Source organism: Crenobacter intestini, from assembly GCF_004919095.1.
In the GTDB taxonomy this organism is placed as follows: domain Bacteria; phylum Pseudomonadota; class Gammaproteobacteria; order Burkholderiales; family Chromobacteriaceae; genus Craterilacuibacter; species Craterilacuibacter intestini.
This window is the reverse complement of sequence record NZ_STGJ01000005.1, coordinates 87909-109995: the sequence shown is the minus strand read 5'-3', so window position 1 is coordinate 109995 and position 22087 is coordinate 87909. Positions and strand designations below refer to the sequence as shown.

Below are 22087 nucleotides of genomic sequence, written 5' to 3'. Positions count from 1 at the left end.
TTAGTTACCCTTGACCGGGCGCACCGCGGATGCGGCGGCCTGCGCGCGCGCGCGCGCCTGGTCGGTGTCGTTGCCGGTAGCGACCGCCACGCCCATGCGTCGGCGCAAGAAGCTCTCCGGTTTGCCAAACAGGCGCAGGTCGGCACCCGGCACCGCCAGCGCGTCGGCAATGCCCTCGAAGGCGATGCCGGACTCGTCCATGCCGCCGTAGATGACTGCCGAGGCGCCGGGTTCGCGCTGCGAGGTGTCGACGGGCAGGCCGAGCAGCGCGCGCGCGTGCAGTTCGAACTCCGAGTAGCGCTGGGTGGCGAGCGTCACCAGGCCGGTGTCGTGCGGGCGCGGGCTCACTTCGGAGAACCATACCTCGTCGCCCTTGATGAAGAGCTCGACGCCGAACAGGCCAAAGCCGCCGAGCGCGGCGGTGACCTTGCCGGCGATCTCGCGTGCGCGTTCGAGCGCGGCAGGCGACATCGCCTGCGGCTGCCAGCTCTCGACATAGTCGCCGCTTTGCTGGCGGTGGCCGATCGGCTGGCAGAAGTGCGTCGCGGTGCCGCCCTCGCCGTCGCTCGCGCGGACCGTCAACAGGGTGATCTCGTAATCGAAGTCGACCAGGCCCTCGACGATGACCCGGCCCTTGGCGACGCGGCCGGCGCTGGCCGCATACGCCCACGCGGCGTCGACGTCGGCGGCGGATTGTAGGTACGACTGGCCCTTGCCGCTGGACGACATCACCGGCTTGATGAAGCAGGGGAAACCGATGGCGTCGGTCGCCGCGCGCATTTCATCCAGCGAGCCGGCGAAGGCGTAGCGCGAGGTCGGCAAGCCCAACTCCTCGGCCGCCAGCGTGCGGATGCCCTCGCGGTTCATGGTCAGGTTGACTGCGCGGGCGGTCGGCACCACGGTGGTGTGCCCTTCGGCCTCGATCGCGACGAGCGCCTCGGTCGCGATCGCCTCGATCTCGGGGACGATGTAGTGCGGGCGTACTTCAGCTACCAGCGCGCGCAAGGCGGCCGCGTCGGTCATGTCGATGACCCGGCTACCGTGGGCGACTTGCATCGCCGGCGCGTTGGGGTAGCGGTCGACCGCGAAGGTTTCCACGCCCAGCCTTTGCAGGGCGATCACGACTTCCTTGCCGAGTTCGCCGCTGCCCAAGAGCATGACGCGGGTGGCGGAGGGGGACAACGGGGTACCGATGCGCACGGACGGGCTCCTTAACTAAGAAATCGGCCGCATCTTAACACGCATGGCATGGCCGGTCAGCCGTGGGTCAAAGGCCGCACCGCGGCGCGCGCGGCGTGCTCGTAGACGGTCTTGCCGCGCAGGTGAAAGAGGTCGGACGCGAAGTAGAAGTTTTCCGAGTGGCCGACGAACAGCAGGCCGTCCGGCTTGAGCATGGGTACGAAGCGCCTGAGCACGCCGGCTTGGGTGTCGCGGTCGAAGTAGATCATCACGTTGCGGCAGAAGATCGCGTCGAACGGCTTGCATGCCGGCCATACGCTGTCGACCAGGTTGAGCCGCTCGAAGCGGATCAGGTTGCGCAACTGCGCGCGCGCCTGGTAGTTGCCGTCCGGCAGCTTGTCGAAGTAGCGCGCGGCCATGCCGGCGGGCAGGCGGGCGACCTTATCCGCGCCGTAGATGCCGCGCCGCCCGGTCTCGAGCACGCTGGTGTCGAGGTCGGTCGCGAGGATGCTGACGCGGGCGTTGGCGCCGAGCGCCTCCAGCGCGGTGATCGCGATCGAGTAGGGCTCCTCGCCGGTCGACGCGGCCGCGCACCAGATCGACACTTCCTGGCCGGCCTTCTGCTTGAGGTGCTCGGCCAACAGCGGGAAGTGGTGGTCTTCGCGGAAGAAGAAGGTCAGGTTGGTGGTCAGCGCGTTGACGAACTGTTCGAACTCGCCGCGGCCGGCCGGCGATTCGAGCAGGTCGACATAGGCGGTGAAGCCGGCGAGCTTCAGCTCGCGGATGCGGCGCACCAGGCGGCCGTACACCATGTCCTTCTTGCTGGGGCCGAGCGAGATGCCCGCCGTGCGGTGGATCAGCCGGCGCACACGCTCGTAGTCGGCGTCGCTGAAGGTGAACTCGCGGGCAAAATCGATTTTGGGCAGCTGGATCGGCGGTAGCAGGGTCATGGTCTGGGCGGAAGGCAAGAAAAAAGCCCGGACGAGTCCGGGCTTTCGATGATAACGCGGCGCGCTTAAACCGAGAAGGAGGAACCGCAGCCGCAGGTGGTGGTCGCGTTCGGGTTGCGGATCACGAACTGCGAGCCTTCCAGGCTGTCCTGGTAGTCGATCTCGGCGCCGACCAGGTACTGGTAGCTCATCGGGTCGACCAGGAAGGTCACGCCGGCGCGCTCGATCGCGGTGTCGTCGTCGTTGACGATCTCGTCGAAGGTGAAGCCGTACTGGAAGCCCGAGCAGCCGCCGCCGGTGACGAAGACGCGCAGTTTCAGCTCCGGGTTGCCCTCTTCGGCAACCAGTTCGCGCACCTTGTCGCAGGCGCTGTCGGTGAAGTTGATCGGGGACGGCATTTCGGTGGTGGCGGTCATGTTCAGGGAACCTCAGTCAAACGGGTAGCCAAAAGCGGCATCAACCCAAGGATTTTACTCGGGATTGGGGCGCGCTGGCGAGTTTTCAAGTGCTTACGGCAGCAGCGGCACCTGCGCGAGGCCGGCCTGCTCGTCGCAGCCGAACATCAGGTTCATGTTCTGCACGGCCTGGCCGGCGGCGCCCTTGACCAGGTTGTCGATCACCGACAGCACCACCACGGTGTCGCCGCCTTGCGGGCGGTGCACGGCGATGCGGCAGGTGTTCGCGCCGCGCACCGAGCGGGTTTCCGGGTGGCTGCCGGCCGGCAGCACGTCGACGAAGCGCTCGTTCGCGTAGCGCGACTCGAACAGCGCCTGCAGGTCGGTGTCCTGCGTGAGGCGCGCGTACAGCGTTGCGTGGATGCCGCGGATCATCGGCGTCAGGTGCGGCACGAAGGTCAGCCCGACCGGCGCGCCGGCGGCGCGCGCGAGGCCCTGGCGGATTTCCGGCAGGTGGCGGTGGCCGGCCACGCCGTAGGCCTTGAAGTTGTCGCCGGCCTCGGCCAGCAGCGCGTGTACCTCGGCCTTGCGGCCGGCGCCGGAGACGCCCGACTTGCAGTCGGCGACGAGGGTGGCGGCGTCGATTACGCCGGCTTCGATCAGCGGCAAGAAGCCCAGTTGCACGGCGGTCGGGTAGCAGCCTGGGTTGGCGACCAGCCGTGCGCCGCGGATCGCCTCGCGGTTGACTTCGGGCAGGCCGTACACGGCGTCTTCCAGCAGTTGCGGCGCACCGTGCGTCATGCCGTACCACTTTTCCCACTCGGCCTGGTCGCGGATGCGGAAGTCGGCGGCAAGGTCGATCACGCGCACGCCGGCGGCCAACAGCTGGGCAGCCTCGTTCATCGCGATGCCGTTGGGGGTGGCGAAGAACACCATGTCGCATTCGGTCAGACGCGCGTCTTCAGGCGTGCTGAACGCGAGGTCGACATGGCCGCGCAGGCTGGGGAACATCGCCGCCACCGGCGTGCCCGCGTCCTTGCGCGAGGTGACGGCGGTGACGCGCGCCTGCGGGTGGGTCGCCAGCAGGCGCAGCAATTCGACTCCGGTGTAGCCGGTGGCCCCGACAATCCCGACCTTGATCATGTTCGACTCCCGCGTGCAGAAATTGGAAGCGAAAATCTTAGGCGGGTATTCCCTTGCAATGCAACATGAATATTGTGGGCGCAAAAAAGGCGCGCCTGTGCACGCCTTGCCTAGACGGAGGGCTTGCCGCTCAAAGGCCGCTGAACGAGCAGATGGTGAACAGCTGCAGCCCGTCCTCGCGCACCAGTTTGCCGCCGCCAAGTTCCGGCAGCTCGATGATCGCGGCCGCCTCGAGCACGTCGGCGCCGAGCTTCTGCAGCAGGTGGTAGCCCGCCATCATGGTTCCGCCGGTGGCGACCAGGTCGTCGACCAGGATCACGCGGTCGCCCGGCTTGCAAGCATCGGTGTGCATCTCGACCGTCGCGTTGCCGTACTCGAGTTCGTACTCCTCGGCGATCGTCGTGTACGGCAGCTTGCCCTTCTTGCGGATCGGCACGAAGCCGACGTTCAGCTCGTAGGCGAGCACCGAGCCGATGATGAAACCGCGCGCGTCCAGCCCCGCGATCAGGTCGATGTCCTGGTCCATGTAGCGGTGGACGAACACGTCGATCAGCATGCGGAAGGTCTTGGGGTTCTGCAAAAGCGGCGTGATGTCGCGGAACATCACTCCCTTGTGCGGCCAGTCGGGTACGGCGCGGATCCAGCCCTTGAGGTAGCTCGCGTAGTCGATATTGCTGAGGTTGTCCATGGTTTCAGCCTTGATTCTTGTGTCGCGGCGCATTGTACAGGCAGCCGCGCCGGCGTGGGCAAGGGGCGGGCCGCCCCTTGCAGCTTAGGTCAGCGCCGAGGCGCTCAGTGGAAGAACGCGAGCTTGAAGATCCACATGCCGGTGATGGCCAGCACGGCGATGCTCAGGTCCTTGAAGCGGCCGGACAGGATCTTGACCGCGGTGAAGCTGATGAAGCCGAACGCGATGCCGTCGGCGATCGAGAAGGTGAACGGCATTGCCATCGCGGTCATTACCGCCGGCGCGGCCTCGGTCAGGTCGTCCCACTTGATCTCGGCGAGGCCGCGGGTCATCAGCACCGCGACGTAGCACAGCGCGGGCGCGGTCGCATAGGCCGGCACGGTCTTGGCCAGCGGGGAGAGCCACAGGCAAGCGAGGAAGAGCAGGGCGACGGTCAGCGAGGTGAGGCCGGTACGCCCGCCCACCGCGGTGCCGGCGGCGGATTCGACGTAGGCGGTGGTCGATGAGGTGCCCATCACCGCGCCGGCGGTGATCGCGACCGAGTCGGCCAGCAGGGCGCGCTTGAGGCGCGGCAGCTTGCCGTCCTTGTCGAGCAGGCCCGCGCGGTGCGACACGCCGACCAGGGTGCCGGTGGTGTCGAACAGGTCGACGAAGAAGAACACGAAGATCACGCCCAAGAGGCCCGCGTTGAGGGCGCCTGCGATGTCCATCTGCATCAGGGTGGGTTCGAGGCTGGGCACCGGCGCGAACACTCCTTCGAAGGTCGACAGGCCCAGCGTGATCGACAGCACGGTCACCGCGATGATGCTGAGGATGATCGCGCCGGGCACCTTGCGGTACTCGAGCGCGACGATCAGGAAGAAGCCGAGGATGGCGAGCAGGGTGGTCGGGCTGTGCACGTCGCCCAGGGTGATCAGGGTCGCCGGGTGGGCGGCGATCACGCCGGCGTTCTTCAGGCCGATGATGGCGAGGAACATGCCGACGCCGGCCGAGATGCCGAACTTCAGCGACTGCGGGATCGCGTTGACGATCGCTTCGCGCACCTTGAACAGGCTGACCGCGAGGAAGACGATGCCCGACAGGAATACCGCGCCCAGCGCGGTCTGCCAGGGCACGCCCATGCCCTGCACCACGGTGAAGGTGAAGTAGGCGTTCAGGCCCATGCCCGGCGCCAGCGCGATCGGGTAGTTGGCGACCAGCGCCATGATGCCGGTGCCCAGCGCTGCGGCGAGGCAGGTCGCGACGAAGACCGCGTTCAGGTCCATGCCGGTGGCCGACAGGATGGCCGGGTTGACCAGCACGATATACGCCATGGTCAGGAAGGTCGTGATCCCGGCGATCACTTCCGTTTTGACCGAAGTGCCGTGCTCCTTGAGCCGGAACAGGTTTTCAAGTACTTGCATGGTGCGCACACTCCCCGTGGTGCTTTGGTTTTATGGACAAGGCAAGCGCGGGATTTTATATGATGTGACTTAGGAAGTGTGGGGTATCTGCGAGGGAGTGCTGTTTTCGCCTGTACGCTTTGTGGTAACCTGAAATATTAGTTCAGGATCGTGAAGGGGTAGGGCATGAGTGGCGCGGCTGGCAGCATCTTCATCGTGGTGGCGCCTTCCGGCGCGGGCAAGACCTCGCTGGTGGCCGCCTTGCTGAAGGCCGAGCCCGGTGTCGAACTGTCCGTCTCCTTCACCACCCGCGCGCCGCGCCAGGGCGAGGTCGACGGCCAGCACTACCACTTCGTCAGCCGCGAGCTGTTCGAGCGCATGATCGCCGATGGCGACTTCCTCGAGCACGCCGAAGTCTACGGCAACTACTACGGCACCAGCCGCCGCTGGATCGCCGAGCGGGTTGCCGCCGGACACGACCTCCTGCTCGAGATCGACTGGCAGGGCGCGCGTCAGGTGCGCGCGGCATTCCCCGAGGCGGTCGCCGTGTTCATCCTGCCGCCCAGCCTGCCCGAACTCGAGAACCGCCTGCGCGGACGCGGCACCGACAGCGAAGAAGTGGTCGCCCGCCGCCTGTCCGAGGCGCGTGCCGAGATCGCGCTGGCGCCCGAGTACGACTACCTGGTCGTCAACGACGACTTCGAGCGCGCGCTCGGCGACCTGCGCGCGCTGGTGCGCACCGCTCGCCTGCGCGCGGTGCAACAGCAATCCCCCGTCGACGCGATCCTCGCCGAGGGTGTTTCCGCCTGAAGTGAAAGCGATTGCCCGGCGCATTAAAATCGCATAGTGTTTGTTACCTAACCCAAAGGTTGAATTTCCATGGCCCGCATTACCGTTGACGATTGTCTTGACCGTATCCAGAACCGCTTCGACCTGACCCTGGCTGCCGCTTACCGCGCGCGCCAGCTCGCCTCCGGCGGTACCCCCTTCGTTGACGGCGGCCGCAACAAGCCGACCGTCGTCGCGCTGCGCGAAATCGCCGCCGGCCATGTCGGCCGCGAAGTGCTGACCCGCCACCAGGGCTGAACCTTCCGGAGCACCACGGCGCATGCCGCAGGCTGATATAGACAGCGCGGTCGACTACCGACCGCTGATCGAAGCCGAGTCGTCTTCACTGTTCGAGCTAGCATCACGCTACCTCAAGCCGGAAGACGTGCAGCTGCTGCGCCAGGCGTTCGAAGTCAGCCGCGACGCGCACGAGGGGCAGACCCGCAAGAGCGGCGAGCCCTACATCACCCACCCGCTGGCGGTCGCCGCGATGCTGGTCGACTGGCGGATGGACGCGCAGGGAGTCGCGGCAGCCCTGCTGCACGACGTGCTCGAGGATACCGGCGTCAGCAAGGCGACGCTCGCCGAGCACTTCGGCAAGACGATCGCCGACCTGGTCGACGGGCTCTCCAAGCTCGAGCGGCTCGAGTACCAGACCAAGGAAACCGCGCAGGCGGAGAACTTCCGCAAGATGGTGCTGGCGATGGCGCGCGACGTGCGCGTGATCATCGTCAAGCTGGCCGACCGCCTGCACAATATGCGCACCCTCGACTCGATGCGCGAGGACAAGCGCAAGCGCATCGCGCTGGAAACGCTGGAAATCTACGCGCCGATCGCCAACCGCATCGGCCTGAACAAGGTCTACCGCGAGCTGCAGGACCTGTCGTTCCGCCATCTCTACCCGAACCGCTACCAGGTGCTGGCCAAGGCCGTGCGGGCTGCGCGCGGCAACCGGCGCGAGGTGGTGAACAAGATCCTGCAGTCGGTCAGCCAGCGGCTGGTCGAGAACAATATCGAGGCGACCATCAAGGGTCGCGAGAAGAACCTCTACAGCATCTACAAGAAGATGCAGGAGAAGCACCTGTCCTTCTCCGAGGTGCTCGACATCTACGGCTTCAGGGTGATCGTCAATGACTCGCCTGCCTGCTACCTCGCGCTGGGCGCGCTGCACAGCCTGTACAAGCCCTTGCCGGGCAAGTTCAAGGACTATATCGCGATCCCCAAGGGCAACGGCTACCAGAGTCTGCACACCACCCTGTTCGGTCCGTACGGCACGCCGGTCGAGATGCAGATCCGCACCCGCGAGATGAACGCGGTCGCCGAGGCCGGCATCGCCTCGCACTGGATGTACAAGAGTGGTGACGCGACGCTCGACGCCGCGCACCAGCGCACCCACCAGTGGCTGCAGAGCATCCTCGACATCCAGGCCGAAAGCGACGACGCGATCGAGTTCCTCGAGCATATCAAGATCGACCTGTTCCCCGACGAGGTGTACGTGTTCACCCCCAAGGGCAAGATTCTGGTGCTGCCGCAGGGCTCGACCCCGGTCGACTTCGCGTACGCCGTACATACTGACGTCGGCCACCGCTGCATCGCCGCCCGCGTCAACCACGCGCTGGTGCCGCTGCGTACCGTGTTGCGCAACGGCGACAGCGTCGAGATCATCACCGCGACGCAGGCCAAGCCCAACCCTTCGTGGCTGAACTTCGTCGCCAGCGGTCGGGCACGCTCGTGCATCCGTGCCTACCTGAAGAGCCTGCAGAGTACCGAGGCGTCGCTGCTGGGCGACCGCCTGCTGCGCCAGGCGCTGGGGGCGCTGTTGCCGCAGCCGCTCGAGATCGACGACACGCTGCAGGGCGAATACCTCACCCACTTCGGCGACCGCCAGAGTGCGTTCGGTGAGGTGCTCGCCGACGTCGGTGTCGGCAAGCTGCTGCCCATCGTCGTCGCCCGTCGCCTGGTCGAGCTGGCCGGGCGCAAGCTGGGCGAGCCGGTGCGCATGGCGCCGATCACGATCCGCGGCAACGAGAGCGGCGCGATCGCGCTGGCCTCGTGCTGCAACCCGATCCACGGCGACGAGATTGTCGGGGTGATCGCCAAGGGGCAGGGGCTGCTGATCCACCGCAGCCACTGCGCGAACCTGCGCCGGGTCGAGGCGGACAAGTTGCTCGACGTGACCTGGGACGCGCAGCGCGACCGCGTGTTCACGGTGACGGTCGGCGTGACCGCACACAACGAGCGGGGCGCGCTGGCGGAGATCGCTGCGGCGATCTCCAACGCGGCGGCCAACGTCGAGCGCGTGGACACGCAGGACAGCCCCTCGTCCGAGGGCGTGATCGAGATCCACTTCCGCCTGCAGGTCAGCGACGTCGCCCACCTCGAGCGCGTGCTGTTCGCCGTGCTGCAGGTCGGCAGCGTGATGCGGGCCGAGCGGCGCTGAACGGCCATTTTCTGCTCGACGCCAACGGCGTTTTCCGGTATAAACCATCCCTTTCGCGAAGCCCGCACTCAGCAGAGTACGTGCTGCCGATGGCCGAGGCCCTTCTGGCGTCCGCGCCGGCCGCGGTTTCGTCCACAAGCAACATCAGATTCTCCGAGTGAGGGGGTGATTTCCTTAAGAGGGTTTGGCGGCCATTGCCGTGAAGAACCCGCAGCGGATTCAGTGCTTTATCTATCGCCTGCCCGTTGCTAAAATCGACGCCTTTCAAGCGTCAAGCTTACTGAACAATCTCAAGGATCATTAGTCGATGCCGAACATTCGCGTTAAAGAGAACGAACCCTTCGAAGTAGCTATGCGCCGTTTCAAGCGTGCCGTGGAGAAGACCGGTCTGCTGACCGAGCTGCGCGCCCGCGAGTTCTACGAAAAGCCGACCGCCGAGCGTAAGCGCAAGGCCGCTGCTGCCGTGAAGCGCCACTACAAGCGCATCCGCAGCCAGCAACTGCCGCCCAAGCTGTACTAAGCTTCCCCGGCAGCTTCAGTCAAGACCGCAGCTTTGCCTGCGGTTTTGCCATTTGTACTTCCGATTTTTCGCTGGTGGCCAGGCCGCCGGCGTTTCCTTCCCGTGGCAGGTGTGCGATGACGCTCAAGCAACAGATCAACGACGACATGAAGCAGGCGATGAAGGCGCGCGACAGCGTGCGTCTGGGTGCCATCCGCCTGCTGATGGCCGCGATCAAGCAAAAGGAAGTCGACGAGCAGGTCGAGCTTGACGATACGGCGGTGACCGCGGTCATCGACAAGATGATCAAGCAGCGCCGCGACTCGGTCACCCAGTACAAGGCCGGCGGCCGCGAAGACCTGGTCGAGGCCGAGAGCGCCGAGATCGACGTGCTCGTCGGCTACATGCCGCAGCCGCTGAGCGAAGCCGAAATCGCCGCGCTGATCGAGCAGGCAGTCGCCGACAGTGGCGCCGCCGGCATGCAGGACATGGGCAAGGTGATGGCGCTGCTGCGCCCCCAACTGGCCGGCCGTGCCGACATGGCGGCGGTTTCCGTGCTGATCAAGGCCCGGCTGGTCCGCTGATCCGCCGGGATGATCCCGCAGGACTTCATCGACCAGTTGCTCTCCCGCGTCGACATCGTCGACGTGGTGGATCGTTACGTCCCGCTGAAGAAGGCCGGGCAGAACTACCTGGCGTGCTGCCCCTTCCACAAGGAGAAGTCGCCGTCGTTCACCGTCAGTCCGTCCAAGCAGTTCTACCACTGCTTCGGCTGCGGTGCGCACGGCTCGGCGATCGGCTTCGTGATGGAGTATCAGGGGCTGAATTTCGTCGACGCGGTGCGCCTGCTCGCCGACAGCCTCGGCATGCCGGTGCCCGAAGAGCGCCGCGGCGACCCGGTGAAGGAACGTGCCGCGCGCGAGCGGCGCCTGTCGCTCGAGGAAATGCTGGCTTCGGCCGCGGCGTTTTACAAGCAGCAGTTGAAATCGTCGGCGCTTGCCGTCAGTTACCTCAAGGGGCGGGGTGTCACCGGCGAAATCGCCGCCCGCTACGCGCTCGGTTTCGCGCCTGACGCGCGGATCGACGCGGTGCAGCCGCTCGCGACGCTCTTTCCCGACTACCAGGACGAGCGGCTGGTCGAGGCGGGCTTAGTGATCGCCGGCGACGACGGCAAGCGTTACGACCGCTTCCGTGCCCGCGTGATGTTCCCGATCCGCAACCAGCGCGGCAGCATCATCGGTTTTGGCGGACGCATCCTGTCGAAGGAGAAGAGCACGCACGCGCCAAAGTACCTGAACTCGCCGGAGACGCCGCTGTTCGAGAAGGGGCGCGAGCTGTACGGCCTCTACGAGGCGCGGCAGGCGATCCGCGAGCAAAACCGGGTGCTGGTGGTCGAGGGCTATATGGACGTGGTCGCGCTGGCGCAGTTCGGCGTCGGTTACGCGGTGGCCACGCTGGGTACGGCGACCACCGGCGAGCATGTGCGCAAGCTGTTGCGCCACGCCGATCAGGTGTACTTCTGTTTCGACGGGGACGCGGCCGGTCGCAAGGCGGCGTGGCGGGCGCTGGAAAACAGCCTGCCGCAGCTGGTCGACGGCAAGGCGCTGCATTTTTTGTTCCTGCCGCAGGAGCACGACCCCGACTCGTACATCCGCGCCCACGGGGCCGAGGCGTTCGAGCGGCTGCTGCTCGAGGAGAGCTTGCCGCTGTCGGCGTACTTCGTGCGCGAGATGACCGCGCGGGTCGACATGTCGACCCCGGAGGGGCACGCCGACCTGATCCGCCAAGCGACGCCCATGCTCGGTCAGATCGGCGCGCCGGCGCTGGGCTTCCTGATCCGCAAGCGGCTGGCCGAGCTGACCGGCATCGATTTGTCCGAATTCGAGCGCCTGACCGGCGTCGAGAAGCCGGTCGCGCAAGGCCGGCGTGAATACAGGTTGCCCAAGCAGGCGAGCCGGGTGATGGCAACGTCGTCGGTGCGGCAGTTGGTCAAGTGGCTGCTGATGAACCCGGAGTGGGCGATGCAGGTGGCCGTGCCGGACAGCCTGCCGTTTGCCGGCGACATGGCATGCCTGGTCGCGCTGATCGACAGGGTGCAGGCGAGCGAGCGGGTGCCGACCAGCGCGAGGCTGGAAGAGGCATTCCGCGGCACGCCTTATGAAACGCAGATCGACACGGTGCTGCAGCAGGCGCTGCGCGACCCGGCCGAGATGGCCAACCCGGACGAGCTCGACCTCGACATGTTCCGCGACGGTGTGCGTCGCCTGCTCGAGTCCTGCGACGACGAGCTGTTCAGACAGTTGTCTCAGCGCGGACTAGAACACCTGAGCGACGAAGAAAAAAGATTGATGCAGGAACTGATGCGCCGGATGGCGGCGCGCACGGTGCATAGGCCGTCCGAGTGACGGTCCGTGATATACTTAACTGTTTTTTTCGGCTTTTATCCGAGCAGGAAACGAAATGGCGGCTTCCCCCAAGACTGACAAGGACGTGCAGGACAGCCAGGACAACCCGCAGTTGAGCCTGGAAGAGCAGCGCAAGCGTTTGCGCCAGCTGATCGCGCTGGGCAAGGAACGCGGCTACCTGACGTTCGCAGAAATCAACGACCATCTGCCCGAAGACGTCTCGGACGCCGAGCAGATCGAGAACATCATCGGCATGATCACCGGCCTCGGCATCCAGGTGACCGAAGAGGCACCAAACGCCGAAGACCTGCTGATGTCGGACACCACGCCGACCGTCGCCGACGAGGACGCCGTCGAGGAAGCCGAAGCCGCGCTCTCCTCGGTCGACTCCGAGTTTGGCCGCACCACTGACCCTGTGCGCATGTACATGCGCGAAATGGGTACGGTCGAGCTCCTGACCCGCGAGGGCGAGATCGAGATCGCGAAGCGGATCGAGGACGGCCTCAAGCACATGATCCAGTCGATCTCCGCCTGCCCCGGCACCATCGCCGAAGTGCTCGCGCTGATGGACAAGGTCGAGCGTGAAGAAATGCGCATCGACGAGGTCGTCGACGGCTTCATCGACCCGAATGTCAGCGAGGAAGAGGACGCCAAGTTCTCCGGCGAGCCGTCCGACGACGACGACAGCCTGGCCGAAGGCGAGGAGGAAGAGGAAGAGGAGGACGAGGAGGGGGCCGACCCCGACGCGGCCAACTCGGCCAACCTGCTCGCGCTCAAGCTGCAGTCGATCGAGTACTTCGCCGGCGTGCGCGAGCAGTACGCCAAGATGCTCGCCGCGATCGAGAAGCATGGCTCGGGCTCGTCCGAAGCGCTGGTCTTCCAGCAGGCGATCACCGACGAATTCATGAAGGTGCGCTTCGCGACCCGCCAGATCGAGAACCTGTGCGACTCGCTGCGCACGCTGGTCGCCGAGGTGCGTGGCCACGAACGCGAGATCCAGACCATCTGCGTGCAGCGCGTGCGCATGGACCGCAACCACTTCATCAAGGTGTTCCCGGGCAACGAGACCAACGTCGCTTGGGTCGAAGGCGAGATCTCTGCCGGCAAGGCCTGGTCGGAAACGCTCGAGCGCTTCAAGCACGCGGTGATCGAGCACCAGAGCAAGCTGGGTGAATTGCAGCAGCGCACCATGCTCACCATCGGCGCGCTCAAGGAAATCAACCGACAGATGGCGGCCGGCGAGAAGAAGGCACGCCTGGCCAAGCGCGAGATGATCGAGGCGAACTTGCGCCTGGTGATCTCGATCGCCAAGAAGTACACCAACCGCGGTCTGCAGTTCCTCGACCTGATCCAGGAAGGCAACATCGGCCTGATGAAGGCGGTCGACAAGTTCGAATACCGTCGCGGTTACAAGTTCTCGACCTACGCGACGTGGTGGATCCGCCAGGCGATTACCCGCTCGATCGCCGACCAGGCGCGCACTATCCGCATCCCGGTGCACATGATCGAGACCATCAACAAGATGAACCGCATCAGCCGTCAGATCCTGCAGGAGTCCGGCCGCGAGCCGGATCCGGCGGAACTGGCCGAGAAGATGGACATGCCCGAGGAGAAGATCCGCAAGATCATGAAGATCTCCAAGGAGCCGATCTCGATGGAAACGCCGATCGGCGACGACGACGATTCACATCTGGGCGACTTCATCGAGGACGCGGTAACCATCACCCCGTCCGACGCGGCGATGTACTCGAGCCTGCGCGAGGCGACCAAGGAAGTGCTCGAGTCGCTGACCCCGCGCGAGGCCAAGGTGTTGCGCATGCGGTTCGGCATCGACATGAACACCGACCACACGCTGGAAGAGGTTGGCAAGCAGTTCGACGTCACCCGCGAGCGCATCCGCCAGATCGAGGCGAAGGCGCTGCGCAAGCTGCGCCACCCGACGCGCTCCGAGCGGCTGAAGAGCTTCCTCGACAGCGAGCCGAACGGGCAGTAAGTGCCGCGGCCGCGCATTGCGACACGATATTCTGTTACAATGCGCGGCTACGGGCCTTTAGCTCAGTCGGTTAGAGCAGAGGACTCATAATCCTTTGGTCCCGGGTTCGAGCCCCGGAGGGCCCACCAAATATCGAAGGCCACCCCATGCGGGGTGGCCTTCGTGCATTCTGCGTCCGGAGCCGCTTCAGGCTTCAAGCGTGATGCGTTCGATTGTCCGCTCGGAGAGTTCGGCCGGCGGTGTCAGCTGGTCGAGCCGCTGCAGTGCGATGCCGGCGAATTCCTCGCACAAGGGATGGCCGCAGCAGTGGATGTCGTGCCGGACAAGACGTGAGCGGTAGCGCAGCAGCACGGTCGCCTGCCTGGCACAAAAATCGCAGCGGATGGAGGGAGAGGCGGCGGGCACAGGGGTTCCAGATGGTCGTCGTAGTCGGTAGTGCTGGATTGGATAGTGAACCGATTTCACGCGGGTAGGGTGGATTGATTGGTAAGCACTGCTTGCGATTCATACAAATATCAATTAAATGACATTGAATTTTGCAATGATAATACAATCAAACTGGACGTGGCGTAAACTAGATAATAATATTAGGAAAGTATTATTTAGGAGGAAATATGTCCAGTGTCGAACTTACTCCGGAGTTGCTGGCTTTCGTCACGCTCCGCCTGCGCCACGCCGTCTCCAACGGTCGCTACCTGACCCCCGAGTTGCTCAGCCAGTCGATCGAGGAATACACCGAACGCGCAGAGGTTGCAGACGCCGTGCTCCCGCAGGTGTCCGGCCAGTAGGCCGTCTCGATCCTAGAGCCGGAAGCGCTTGATCCGGTCGTCGAGTTCGCCGGCGAGTGAGGCCAGCGACGAGGTGGCTGTGCGGGAGGCCGCCAGCGCTTCGTCGCTTTGCTGCAGCATGCCGTGGATCTGCTCGACGTGACGGGTGATCTCCTGGCTGGCGCTGGTCTGTTCGGCCGTGGCGGCTGCAATATCGTCCATCATGCCGCGGATCTCCCGGGTGTTGTTTTCGATGTCGCGCAGCGAGTCGGCCGACCGGTCCGACTGCGTGCGTCCAGCCCCGACAAACGCGAGCGCGTCGTCCATGTTCTGTGCCGCCTTGCCGGTCTCCTGCTGCATGACGGCGATGGTCGAGCGGATTTCGATGGTGGCCGACGCCGAGCGCTCGGCCAGTTTACGGACCTCGTCGGCGACGACGGCGAAGCCCCGGCCCTGCTCGCCCGCCCGCGCGGCTTCGATCGCGGCGTTCAGCGCGAGCAGGTTGGTCTGGTCGGCGATCTGGTGGATGGTCTCGACGATGCCGCCGATGCGGGACGATTGCGCCTCCAGTGAACGGATGACGGCAGCGACGTCGCCGACACTGTTCGCGATGTTGCCGATGCCGGTATGGGTGGCCGCAACCTCGCGGGCAGCCCGGTTGGCCAGTTCGCCCGCCGCGTGAACCTGCGCACGGGCGGTGCCGGTGGCATCGGCGATCTGCGCGATGCTCGCAGAGAGTTGCTCGATGCTGCTGGCGGTGGCGGTCGCCGCGCGGCTCTGTTCGCTGCCGCTGCGCGCAAGTTGGCTCACCTGTTCGCTGAGTGCGCCGCTGTCGCGGCTCAGCGTCAGTCCGTTGTCCCGCACGCCCAGCATCATCTGCTGCAGGGTGCCGAGAAAGGCGTTGAGCGAGGCGCTCGCCTGCGCAACTTCGTCCCGCCCCCGGATGGGCAGGCGGAAGGTGAGGTCGCCCTGGCCGCCGGCCAGGTCGGCGAGTGCCCTGTTGAGCGCGGCGAGCGGCGTGAGTTGCCGGTTCAGCAGCCAGGCGTAGACCAGCAGCAGCATGACGGTCAGTGCGGCGCCAGCCGCCAGGTCTCGTGCCAGTGCCGCGCGGGCCGGCGCGGTTGCCGCGTCAAGCGGGGTGGACACGCGGACAGCCCACTGCTTGCCGGTGTCGCCGATGCTGACCGGGTAGATGTCGTGCATGAAGCCAGCGTCGTCTTCGTAATGCCAGGGCTTGCCGGCAGCGATGGCTGCCCTCGCCGCTGCTGGTAGCGCTGAATCTTCCTTGCCCCGTTGCTCAGCGTTTGCGCCGGCCAGTTGCAGGCCGCCGTTCGAGTAGATGGTCATGTAGCCGTTTCCATACGGCCTGACCTGGCTCGCGATCGCCTGCAGGGTATCCAGTGCGATATCGACGCCGGACACACCCGCGAAGCGGCCGGCGACGAAGATGGGTGAGGAGACCGTCGCCATCAGCACCTTGGCGTCCGGGTCGACGTAAGGCTCGCTCATCTGGGTCTTGCCGGTGGCCTTGGGGCCGCTGTAGTAGCCGTCCTTGTAGCTTTCCCCAACCCCCCACTCGACGGCCGGCTGCCCGTTGTCGCGGTACCAGTAGACGCCGAACTGTCCGCCAGCCTGTCCTTGTTCGCTGCCCGCCAGTTCTGCATCGCGCCTGTCCAGTCCGTCGGGTTCGGCGACGATGAAAACCCCAACCGCGTCTGGTTGTGCGTCGAGTGCGCGGCGGGTCGCGTCGGACAGCAGTGCGCGCACGTCGGTGCCTGCGGTGGCCTGGGCCGCTGCCGCGCCTTGTGCGAGGGTCGTGCTCACGGTGTACGCCGGTTGCAGTCGCTGCTGCAGTGCCATCGCCTCGCGCTCGGCGAGCAGCTTGGCCGAATCCGCCACGTTCTGTCGCGCCACTCGCCAGTTTTCGAAACTGCTCAGTCCGATCAACGTGGCAAAGCCTGCGACGATCAACGCGCCGACCCACACCAGCAGGCGTCCCCGGATGGTATTGAACATGATGATTCCCCTTTGCTTGCTTTTGTTTGATATTCGCCCGTTTCGACGGGTCTTGCGAAGCAGTGTAAGGGCGCGGGAGATGAGGTGGGAATGCCAGGCATGAAAAAACCGCCATCCGGTGGCCGGTGGCGGTCTAGGTGTTGAAAATTTTCAACAGGTTCAGCTGAGGCGTTCGATATGCGCGCCGACAGCGCCCAGCTTCTTCTCGATGTGCTCGTAGCCGCGGTCGAGGTGGTAGATCCGCTCGACGGTGGTCTCGCCGTCGGCGACCAGGCCGGCGATCACCAGGCTGGCGGACGCGCGCAGGTCGGTTGCCATCACGGTTGCGCCGGACAGGCGCTCGACGCCGCGGATCACCGCGGTGTTGCCCTCGGTCTCGATATGCGCGCCCATGCGGTTCAGTTCCGGCACGTGCATGAAGCGGTTCTCGAAGATGGTCTCGGTTACCACGGCCGCGCCTTCGGCGATCGCGTTGAGTGCCATGAACTGCGCTTGCATGTCGGTCGGGAACGCCGGGTAGGGCAGGGTGCGGATATTGACCGACTTCGGGCGACGCTTCATGTCGAGCGAGATCCAGTCGTCGCCGCATTCGATCACGGCGCCGGCCTCGACCAGCTTGTCGAGCACCGCTTCCATGCTCTTGGGGGCCGCGCCGCGCAGCACGATGTGGCCTTGCGTCATCGCGCCGGCGACCAGGAAGGTGCCCGCCTCGATGCGGTCCGGCATGATCGCGTGTTCGCAGCCATGCAGCGCCTCGACGCCCTCGACCACCAGGCGGTCGGTGCCGATGCCGGAGATCCTGGCGCCCATCTTGTTCAGGCACAGCGCAAGGTCGGTGACCTCAGGCTCGCGCGCGGCGTTTTCCAGCACGGTGGTGCCGTCGGCCAGCACGGCGGCCATCAGCAGGTTTTCGGTGCCGGTGACGGTGACCATGTCCATCACGATGCGCGCGCCGCGCAGGCGCTTGGCGCGTGCCTTCACGTAACCGTGCTCGATGCTGACCTCGGCGCCCATCGCGACCAGGCCCTTGATGTGCTGGTCGACCGGCCGCGAGCCGATCGCGCAGCCGCCAGGCAGGCTGACCGAGGCTTCACCGAAGCGGGCCAGCGTCGGGCCCAGCACCAGGATCGACGCGCGCATGGTCTTCACCAGCTCGTACGGTGCGACCAGGGTGTCGATCTGGTTGGCGGTGATCTCGAACTCGTGCACGTTGTCGGTCATCACGCGCACGCCCATGCCCTGCAGCAGCTTCTGGGTGGTCGCGATGTCGCGCAGCATCGGCACGTTGGTGTAGCGCATGGTGTCGCCCGTCAGCAGGCTCGCGCACAGGATGGGCAGCGCCGCGTTCTTGGCGCCGGAGACGGGGATCTCGCCGTTCAGCGGGCCGTTGCCGCGGATGATCAGTTTTTCCATTTGTTCAGCCTTGTTGGGCAGCCCACTCTTCGGGGCTGTAGGTTTTCATCGACAGCGCGTGGATCTCGTCGCGCATGCGCTCGCCCAGCGCCTTGTACACGAGCTGGTGCTGCTGCACGCGGCCGCGTCCGGAGAAGGCAGGGCTGACGATCAGCGCACTGAAGTGGGTGCCGTCGTCGCCTTCGACCTCGAGGACGTTGCACTCGAGCGACGCGCTGATCAATTGTTTGATGTAGTCGGGGGAGACCATTTTTGAAACACCTTGGTGAGACATCCTAGTGGCGAAGCTTGTAGCCGACTTTGATCAACCACAAGGCCAGGGCGGACAGAATGATGAAACTGGTGGCCACCACCGACAACGCAAGCCAGGGGCTGACGTCGGCATGGCCGAAAAAGCCGTAGCGGAACCCGTCGATCATGTAGAACACCGGGTTCAGGTGCGACAGCGCGCGCCACACTGGCGGCAGGCTGTCGATCGAGTAGAACACGCCGGACAGGAAGGTCAGCGGCAGGATGATGAAGTTCTGGAACGCCGCCAGCTGGTCGAACTTCTCCGCCCAGATGCCGGCGATCAGGCCGAGCGTGCCGAGCACGCCGCAGCCAAGCAGCGCGAAGGCGAAAATCCACGGCAGCGACACCGGTAGCGGCAGGCCGAAGCCTATGGTCACCGCGATGACGCCGGCGCCGACCACCAGACCGCGTATCACGGCGGCGGCAAGGTACGCGGCAAACAGCTGCAGCGGGCCCAAGGGCGACAACAGCAGGAAGACGATATTGCCGGTGATCTTCGACTGGATCAGGCTAGAGGATGCGTTGGCGAACGCGTTCTGCGTCATCGACATCATCGCGAGGCCGGGGATCAGGAAGGCGGTGTAGCTGACGCCGGGGTAGACGTTGGCGTGGCGCGCCATCACGTGCGAGAAGATTAGCTGGTACATCAGTGCGGTAAGTACCGGCGCGGCCACCGTCTGGAAGGCGACCTTCCAGAAGCGCAGCACCTCCTTGCGCAACAGCGTGAGGAATCCCTGCATCAGGCCGCCCCCCCTTGCATCATGCGCATGAACACGCTCTCCAGGTCGGTCTCGATCACCGTCATCTCGCGCACCTCGACGCCGGCGCTACGCAAGGCGGCGAGCAGGGATTCGATCGCGGCGATGTCGGGCAGCCTGAGCACCACCCGCTCACCCTCGCTGCGCACGAAGAGCGGCGCGAGCGCGGCGGGCAGCGGCGCGGAGAGCTTGAGCGAGATGTCGCGCTCGTTGCTGTGCGCGAGCAGCTTGGCCTTGTCTTCCAGCGCGATCAGCCGGCCCTTCTTCAGCATCGCGATGCGGCTGCACAGCGCCTCGGCCTCTTCCAGGTAGTGCGTGGTCAGCACGATGGTGTGGCCGGCCGCGTTCAGTTCGCGCACGAAGGCCCACAGGCTCTGCCGCAACTCGACGTCGACCCCGGCGGTCGGCTCGTCCAGCACGATGACCGGCGGCTTGTGCACCAGCGCCTGCGCGACCATCACCCGCCGCTTCATGCCGCCGGAGAGCGCGCGCAGGTTGCTGTCCGCCTTGTCGGCGAGGCCGAGCTTGGCGAGCAACTCGTCGATCCAGTCGTCGTTGCGGGCGATGCCGAAGTAGCCGGACTGGAAGCGCAGCGTCTCGCGCACGCTCAAGAAAGGGTCGAACACCAGCTCCTGCGGGACGACGCCAAGCTTCATGCGCGCCTGGTAGGCGTCGCTGACGGTGTCGTGGCCGAGGATGCGGATGTTGCCGGCGCTCTGGCGGGTCAGGCCGGCCATGCTCGAGATCAGCGTGGTCTTGCCCGCGCCGTTCGGGCCGAGCAGGGCGAAGAATTCGCCCTGCTCAACCTGGAAGCTGACGTCGTCGAGTGCGGTGAATGAACCGTACTGCTTGCTGACCGATGAAATGACAATGGCGGGAGGCATGCGGCCGCTGACCGGGCAAAAGCGGCATTATAGCGTTAAACCGCCGCCCGCATGCGCCTCTGCAATCCAGCTGCGGTCGCGGAAGATGCCACAAAAGAGCGGCGAGAGCAGGGTGGCGGCCTGGGCGTCCAGCGGCATGATGTCGGGGGCGGCCAGCCACAATTGTACGAGGCCGCGGCGCAGCGCCTGCAGGCTCAGCGCGGCTTGCTGGGCGGTCACGCCTGCCTGTAGCTGCCCTTGCGCTGCAGCGCATTCAAGCATGGCCAGCGTGCGGCGGTGCTGCTCGGAGATCCAGCTGCGGCTGTCTGCCTGCAGCGAGCCCGTCTCGTCGACGTATTCGCAGCGCAGGTAGATGATGCCGAGCACCTTCGCCACGTCGTCGTGGCGGGTGATGATCGAGAAGCTCTCCAGGCAGTGCCGCCACAGGCTGGCCGCGGCATTCAGCCTGGCGCTGTCGAGCATGCGCTGGTAGCTCGGCTCGAATTGGGGCGCGATCCGGTTGCACATCGCGTTGAAGATCTCGTCCTTGCCCGCGAAATGCCAGTAAATGGCGCCACGCGTGACGCCGGCCGCGCTGGCGATATCCGACAGGGTGGTGCGGTTGACCCCCTTCGCCCAGAACACCTCGGTGGCGGCATCCAGGATGCCTTGCCGGGTTTGTTCCGCTTCTTCCTTGGTCTTTCTGGCCATGCTCTGTCCGTATTGATTCCATATAAAAGGCGGCTGAATGGAACCTGTATTAAATTGGTAATTAGGATTTCATTTTACATTCATGCGTGTATGTATGTAAAATTAGCGGTTTGTTATACGACCATGTCAGATCAGGGGCGCGTACTGGCGCGGCCAAATCCGAGGGTGACCAGATGTCTTTGTTAAAGAACACGATGAATACACATGGCAAGTGGCTGCTGCTGACCGCGCTGGCCGCGAGCCTGTCCGCGTGCGGTGGCAAGGAGGGCGGTGCCGGGCAGCAGGCCATGCAGGCGATGCCGGTGTCGGTGGTGGCGATCCAGCCGCACGACGTGCCGATGACTTTCGAGTACGCGGGCCAGGCCGCCGGCTTCCGTGAAGTGCAGGTGCGCTCGCGCGTTGAGGGCATCCTGCTGCACCGCAACTTCGTCGAGGGACGCCGCGTCAAGCAGGGCGAGACCTTGTTCGAGATCGAGCCGGCAACCTACGTCGCGGCGGTCGACCAGGCCAAGGCGACGCTCGCGGTGCGCGAGGCCGACTTCAACCAGGCCAAACGCACGTACGACCGCGTGCTGCCGCTGTTCAAGGAAAACGCGGTCAGCCAGCAGGATCGAGACAACGCGCTGGGCGCGTACGAGGCGGCCAAGGCGGCGGTTGAAGCGGCACGCGCGCAGCTCAAGCAGGCGCAGATCAACCTGGGCTACACCAAGGTGTCGGCGCCGATCTCCGGCCTGACCAGCCTCGACATCGTGTCCGAAGGCTCGCTGGTGTCGCCCAACAGCATGCTGACCCGCATCTCGCAGCTCGATCCGGTCTACGTGAACTTCTCCTTCTCGGACAACGAGGCGCAGAAGCTGCGCAAGGACATCGACGCCGGCCGCATCCGCATCCCGGCCAACAACGGCTATCAGGTCGAAGTGAAGATGGCCGACGGCTCGATGTTCAGTCAGGTCGGCAAGATCAACTTCTCCGACAATGTGGTGAACCCGGACACCGGCACCATCAGCAACCGCGCACAGTTCGCCAACCCGCAGGCGATGCTGTTGCCCGGCCAGTTCGTGCGCGTGATCCTCAAGGGTGCCGAGCGCGTCAACGCGATCACCGTGCCGCAGGTGGCGGTGCTGACCACCCAGCAGGGCAAGATGGTGTGGACCGTCAACAAGGACGGCAAGGCCGAGCCGCGTCCGGTCGAGGTGATCGACACGCTGGACAAGGACTTCGTGATCGGCGCCGGCCTCGCCGCCGGAGATCGCGTGGTCGTCGACAACATCCTCAAGCTGCGCCCGGGCGTGCCGCTCGCACCGAAGGTGGCCGCGGCCAAGCCGTCGGCGTCGCAGCCGGCCGCGCAGGGCTGAGGGGGGACGTA

22 protein-coding genes and 1 tRNA gene are annotated in these 22087 nt (G+C 65.4%); 10 read left to right on the top strand and 13 right to left on the bottom strand.

All coding sequences use genetic code 11. The annotated features are described in order from the left end of the window. The 6 genes from purT to E5K04_RS05815 form a co-directional block, all read right to left on the bottom strand. Window positions 1–1200, bottom strand: coding sequence for a formate-dependent phosphoribosylglycinamide formyltransferase (gene purT, locus E5K04_RS05840; RefSeq protein WP_235844280.1), 1200 nt, complete (start codon window positions 1198–1200; stop codon window positions 1–3). 56 nt (window positions 1201–1256) lie between these two features. Beyond that, a complete protein-coding gene (locus E5K04_RS05835) occupies window positions 1257–2129 on the bottom strand; it encodes a CheR family methyltransferase (protein ID WP_136551963.1) in 873 nt (290 codons plus the stop codon). A 65-nt stretch (window positions 2130–2194) separates the two neighbouring features. Then, on the bottom strand, window positions 2195–2545 hold the full coding sequence (erpA, locus tag E5K04_RS05830) for an iron-sulfur cluster insertion protein ErpA (RefSeq protein ID WP_136551962.1): 351 nt from the start codon (window positions 2543–2545) through the stop codon (window positions 2195–2197). A gap of 93 nt (window positions 2546–2638) precedes the next feature. Further along, entirely contained in the window at window positions 2639–3667 is a 1029-nt protein-coding gene (gene argC / locus E5K04_RS05825) for an N-acetyl-gamma-glutamyl-phosphate reductase (protein WP_136551961.1), read from the bottom strand. A gap of 130 nt (window positions 3668–3797) precedes the next feature. Beyond that, on the bottom strand, window positions 3798–4355 hold the full coding sequence (locus E5K04_RS05820; RefSeq protein WP_136551960.1) for an adenine phosphoribosyltransferase: 558 nt from the start codon (window positions 4353–4355) through the stop codon (window positions 3798–3800). 104 nt (window positions 4356–4459) lie between these two features. Further along, window positions 4460–5758: an NCS2 family permease gene (locus E5K04_RS05815; RefSeq protein WP_136551959.1), complete on the bottom strand. Its 1299-nt coding sequence runs from the start codon at window positions 5756–5758 to the stop codon at window positions 4460–4462. Between the two features lie 165 nt (window positions 5759–5923). Between E5K04_RS05815 and gmk the strand changes: the two genes are divergently transcribed. The 8 genes from gmk to E5K04_RS05775 all read left to right on the top strand — a co-directional run bounded on the left by gmk (window position 5924) and on the right by E5K04_RS05775 (window position 14030). After that, entirely contained in the window at window positions 5924–6547 is a 624-nt protein-coding gene (gene gmk / locus E5K04_RS05810; protein WP_136551958.1) for a guanylate kinase, read from the top strand. A 69-nt stretch (window positions 6548–6616) separates the two neighbouring features. Beyond that, a complete protein-coding gene (rpoZ, locus tag E5K04_RS05805) occupies window positions 6617–6823 on the top strand; it encodes a DNA-directed RNA polymerase subunit omega (protein ID WP_136551957.1) in 207 nt (68 codons plus the stop codon). 22 nt (window positions 6824–6845) lie between these two features. Further along, window positions 6846–9005: a RelA/SpoT family protein gene (locus E5K04_RS05800; RefSeq protein WP_136551956.1), complete on the top strand. Its 2160-nt coding sequence runs from the start codon at window positions 6846–6848 to the stop codon at window positions 9003–9005. A 307-nt stretch (window positions 9006–9312) separates the two neighbouring features. Further along, window positions 9313–9525 carry a 30S ribosomal protein S21 gene (gene rpsU, locus E5K04_RS05795; protein WP_136551955.1) on the top strand — a complete coding sequence of 71 codons (213 nt, stop codon included), beginning with the start codon at window positions 9313–9315 and terminating at the stop codon, window positions 9523–9525. A 116-nt stretch (window positions 9526–9641) separates the two neighbouring features. Beyond that, window positions 9642–10088, top strand: a complete 447-nt coding sequence (locus tag E5K04_RS05790; RefSeq protein ID WP_136551954.1) for a GatB/YqeY domain-containing protein — start codon at window positions 9642–9644, stop codon at window positions 10086–10088. 9 nt (window positions 10089–10097) lie between these two features. Then, entirely contained in the window at window positions 10098–11909 is a 1812-nt protein-coding gene (gene dnaG, locus E5K04_RS05785) for a DNA primase (protein ID WP_136551953.1), read from the top strand. A 55-nt stretch (window positions 11910–11964) separates the two neighbouring features. Further along, the gene (gene rpoD / locus E5K04_RS05780; RefSeq protein ID WP_136551952.1) at window positions 11965–13902 is read left to right on the top strand and encodes an RNA polymerase sigma factor RpoD; all 1938 of its coding nucleotides are present in this window, start codon (window positions 11965–11967) and stop codon (window positions 13900–13902) included. A 51-nt stretch (window positions 13903–13953) separates the two neighbouring features. Next, window positions 13954–14030, top strand: a tRNA-Ile gene (locus E5K04_RS05775). Between the two features lie 58 nt (window positions 14031–14088). Here E5K04_RS05775 and E5K04_RS05770 read toward each other — a convergent pair. After that, a complete protein-coding gene (locus E5K04_RS05770; protein WP_136551951.1) occupies window positions 14089–14307 on the bottom strand; it encodes a hypothetical protein in 219 nt (72 codons plus the stop codon). A gap of 209 nt (window positions 14308–14516) precedes the next feature. Between E5K04_RS05770 and E5K04_RS16635 the strand changes: the two genes are divergently transcribed. Further along, window positions 14517–14690, top strand: coding sequence for a hypothetical protein (locus tag E5K04_RS16635; RefSeq protein WP_168929165.1), 174 nt, complete (start codon window positions 14517–14519; stop codon window positions 14688–14690). 12 nt (window positions 14691–14702) lie between these two features. Here the strand turns inward: E5K04_RS16635 and E5K04_RS05765 are convergent, their stop codons facing one another. The 6 genes from E5K04_RS05765 to E5K04_RS05740 form a co-directional block, all read right to left on the bottom strand. Further along, entirely contained in the window at window positions 14703–16685 is a 1983-nt protein-coding gene (locus tag E5K04_RS05765; protein WP_136551950.1) for a methyl-accepting chemotaxis protein, read from the bottom strand. A 159-nt stretch (window positions 16686–16844) separates the two neighbouring features. Then, window positions 16845–18098, bottom strand: a complete 1254-nt coding sequence (gene murA / locus E5K04_RS05760; RefSeq protein WP_136551949.1) for a UDP-N-acetylglucosamine 1-carboxyvinyltransferase — start codon at window positions 18096–18098, stop codon at window positions 16845–16847. Between the two features lie 4 nt (window positions 18099–18102). Next, a complete protein-coding gene (locus E5K04_RS05755) occupies window positions 18103–18348 on the bottom strand; it encodes a BolA family protein (protein WP_136551948.1) in 246 nt (81 codons plus the stop codon). 25 nt (window positions 18349–18373) lie between these two features. Then, a complete protein-coding gene (locus E5K04_RS05750) occupies window positions 18374–19129 on the bottom strand; it encodes an ABC transporter permease (RefSeq protein ID WP_136551947.1) in 756 nt (251 codons plus the stop codon). After that, window positions 19129–20031: an ABC transporter ATP-binding protein gene (locus E5K04_RS05745; protein WP_136551946.1), complete on the bottom strand. Its 903-nt coding sequence runs from the start codon at window positions 20029–20031 to the stop codon at window positions 19129–19131. The genes E5K04_RS05750 and E5K04_RS05745 overlap by 1 nt, the downstream gene beginning before the upstream one ends. Before the next feature lie 27 nt (window positions 20032–20058). After that, complete coding sequence (locus tag E5K04_RS05740) at window positions 20059–20721, bottom strand: TetR family transcriptional regulator (protein ID WP_136551945.1); 663 nt, start codon at window positions 20719–20721, stop codon at window positions 20059–20061. Between the two features lie 194 nt (window positions 20722–20915). On the opposite strand from E5K04_RS05740, the gene E5K04_RS05735 reads away from it, so the two are divergent. After that, window positions 20916–22076, top strand: coding sequence for an efflux RND transporter periplasmic adaptor subunit (locus E5K04_RS05735; protein ID WP_136551944.1), 1161 nt, complete (start codon window positions 20916–20918; stop codon window positions 22074–22076). The last annotated feature ends 11 nt before the right edge of the window (window positions 22077–22087 follow it).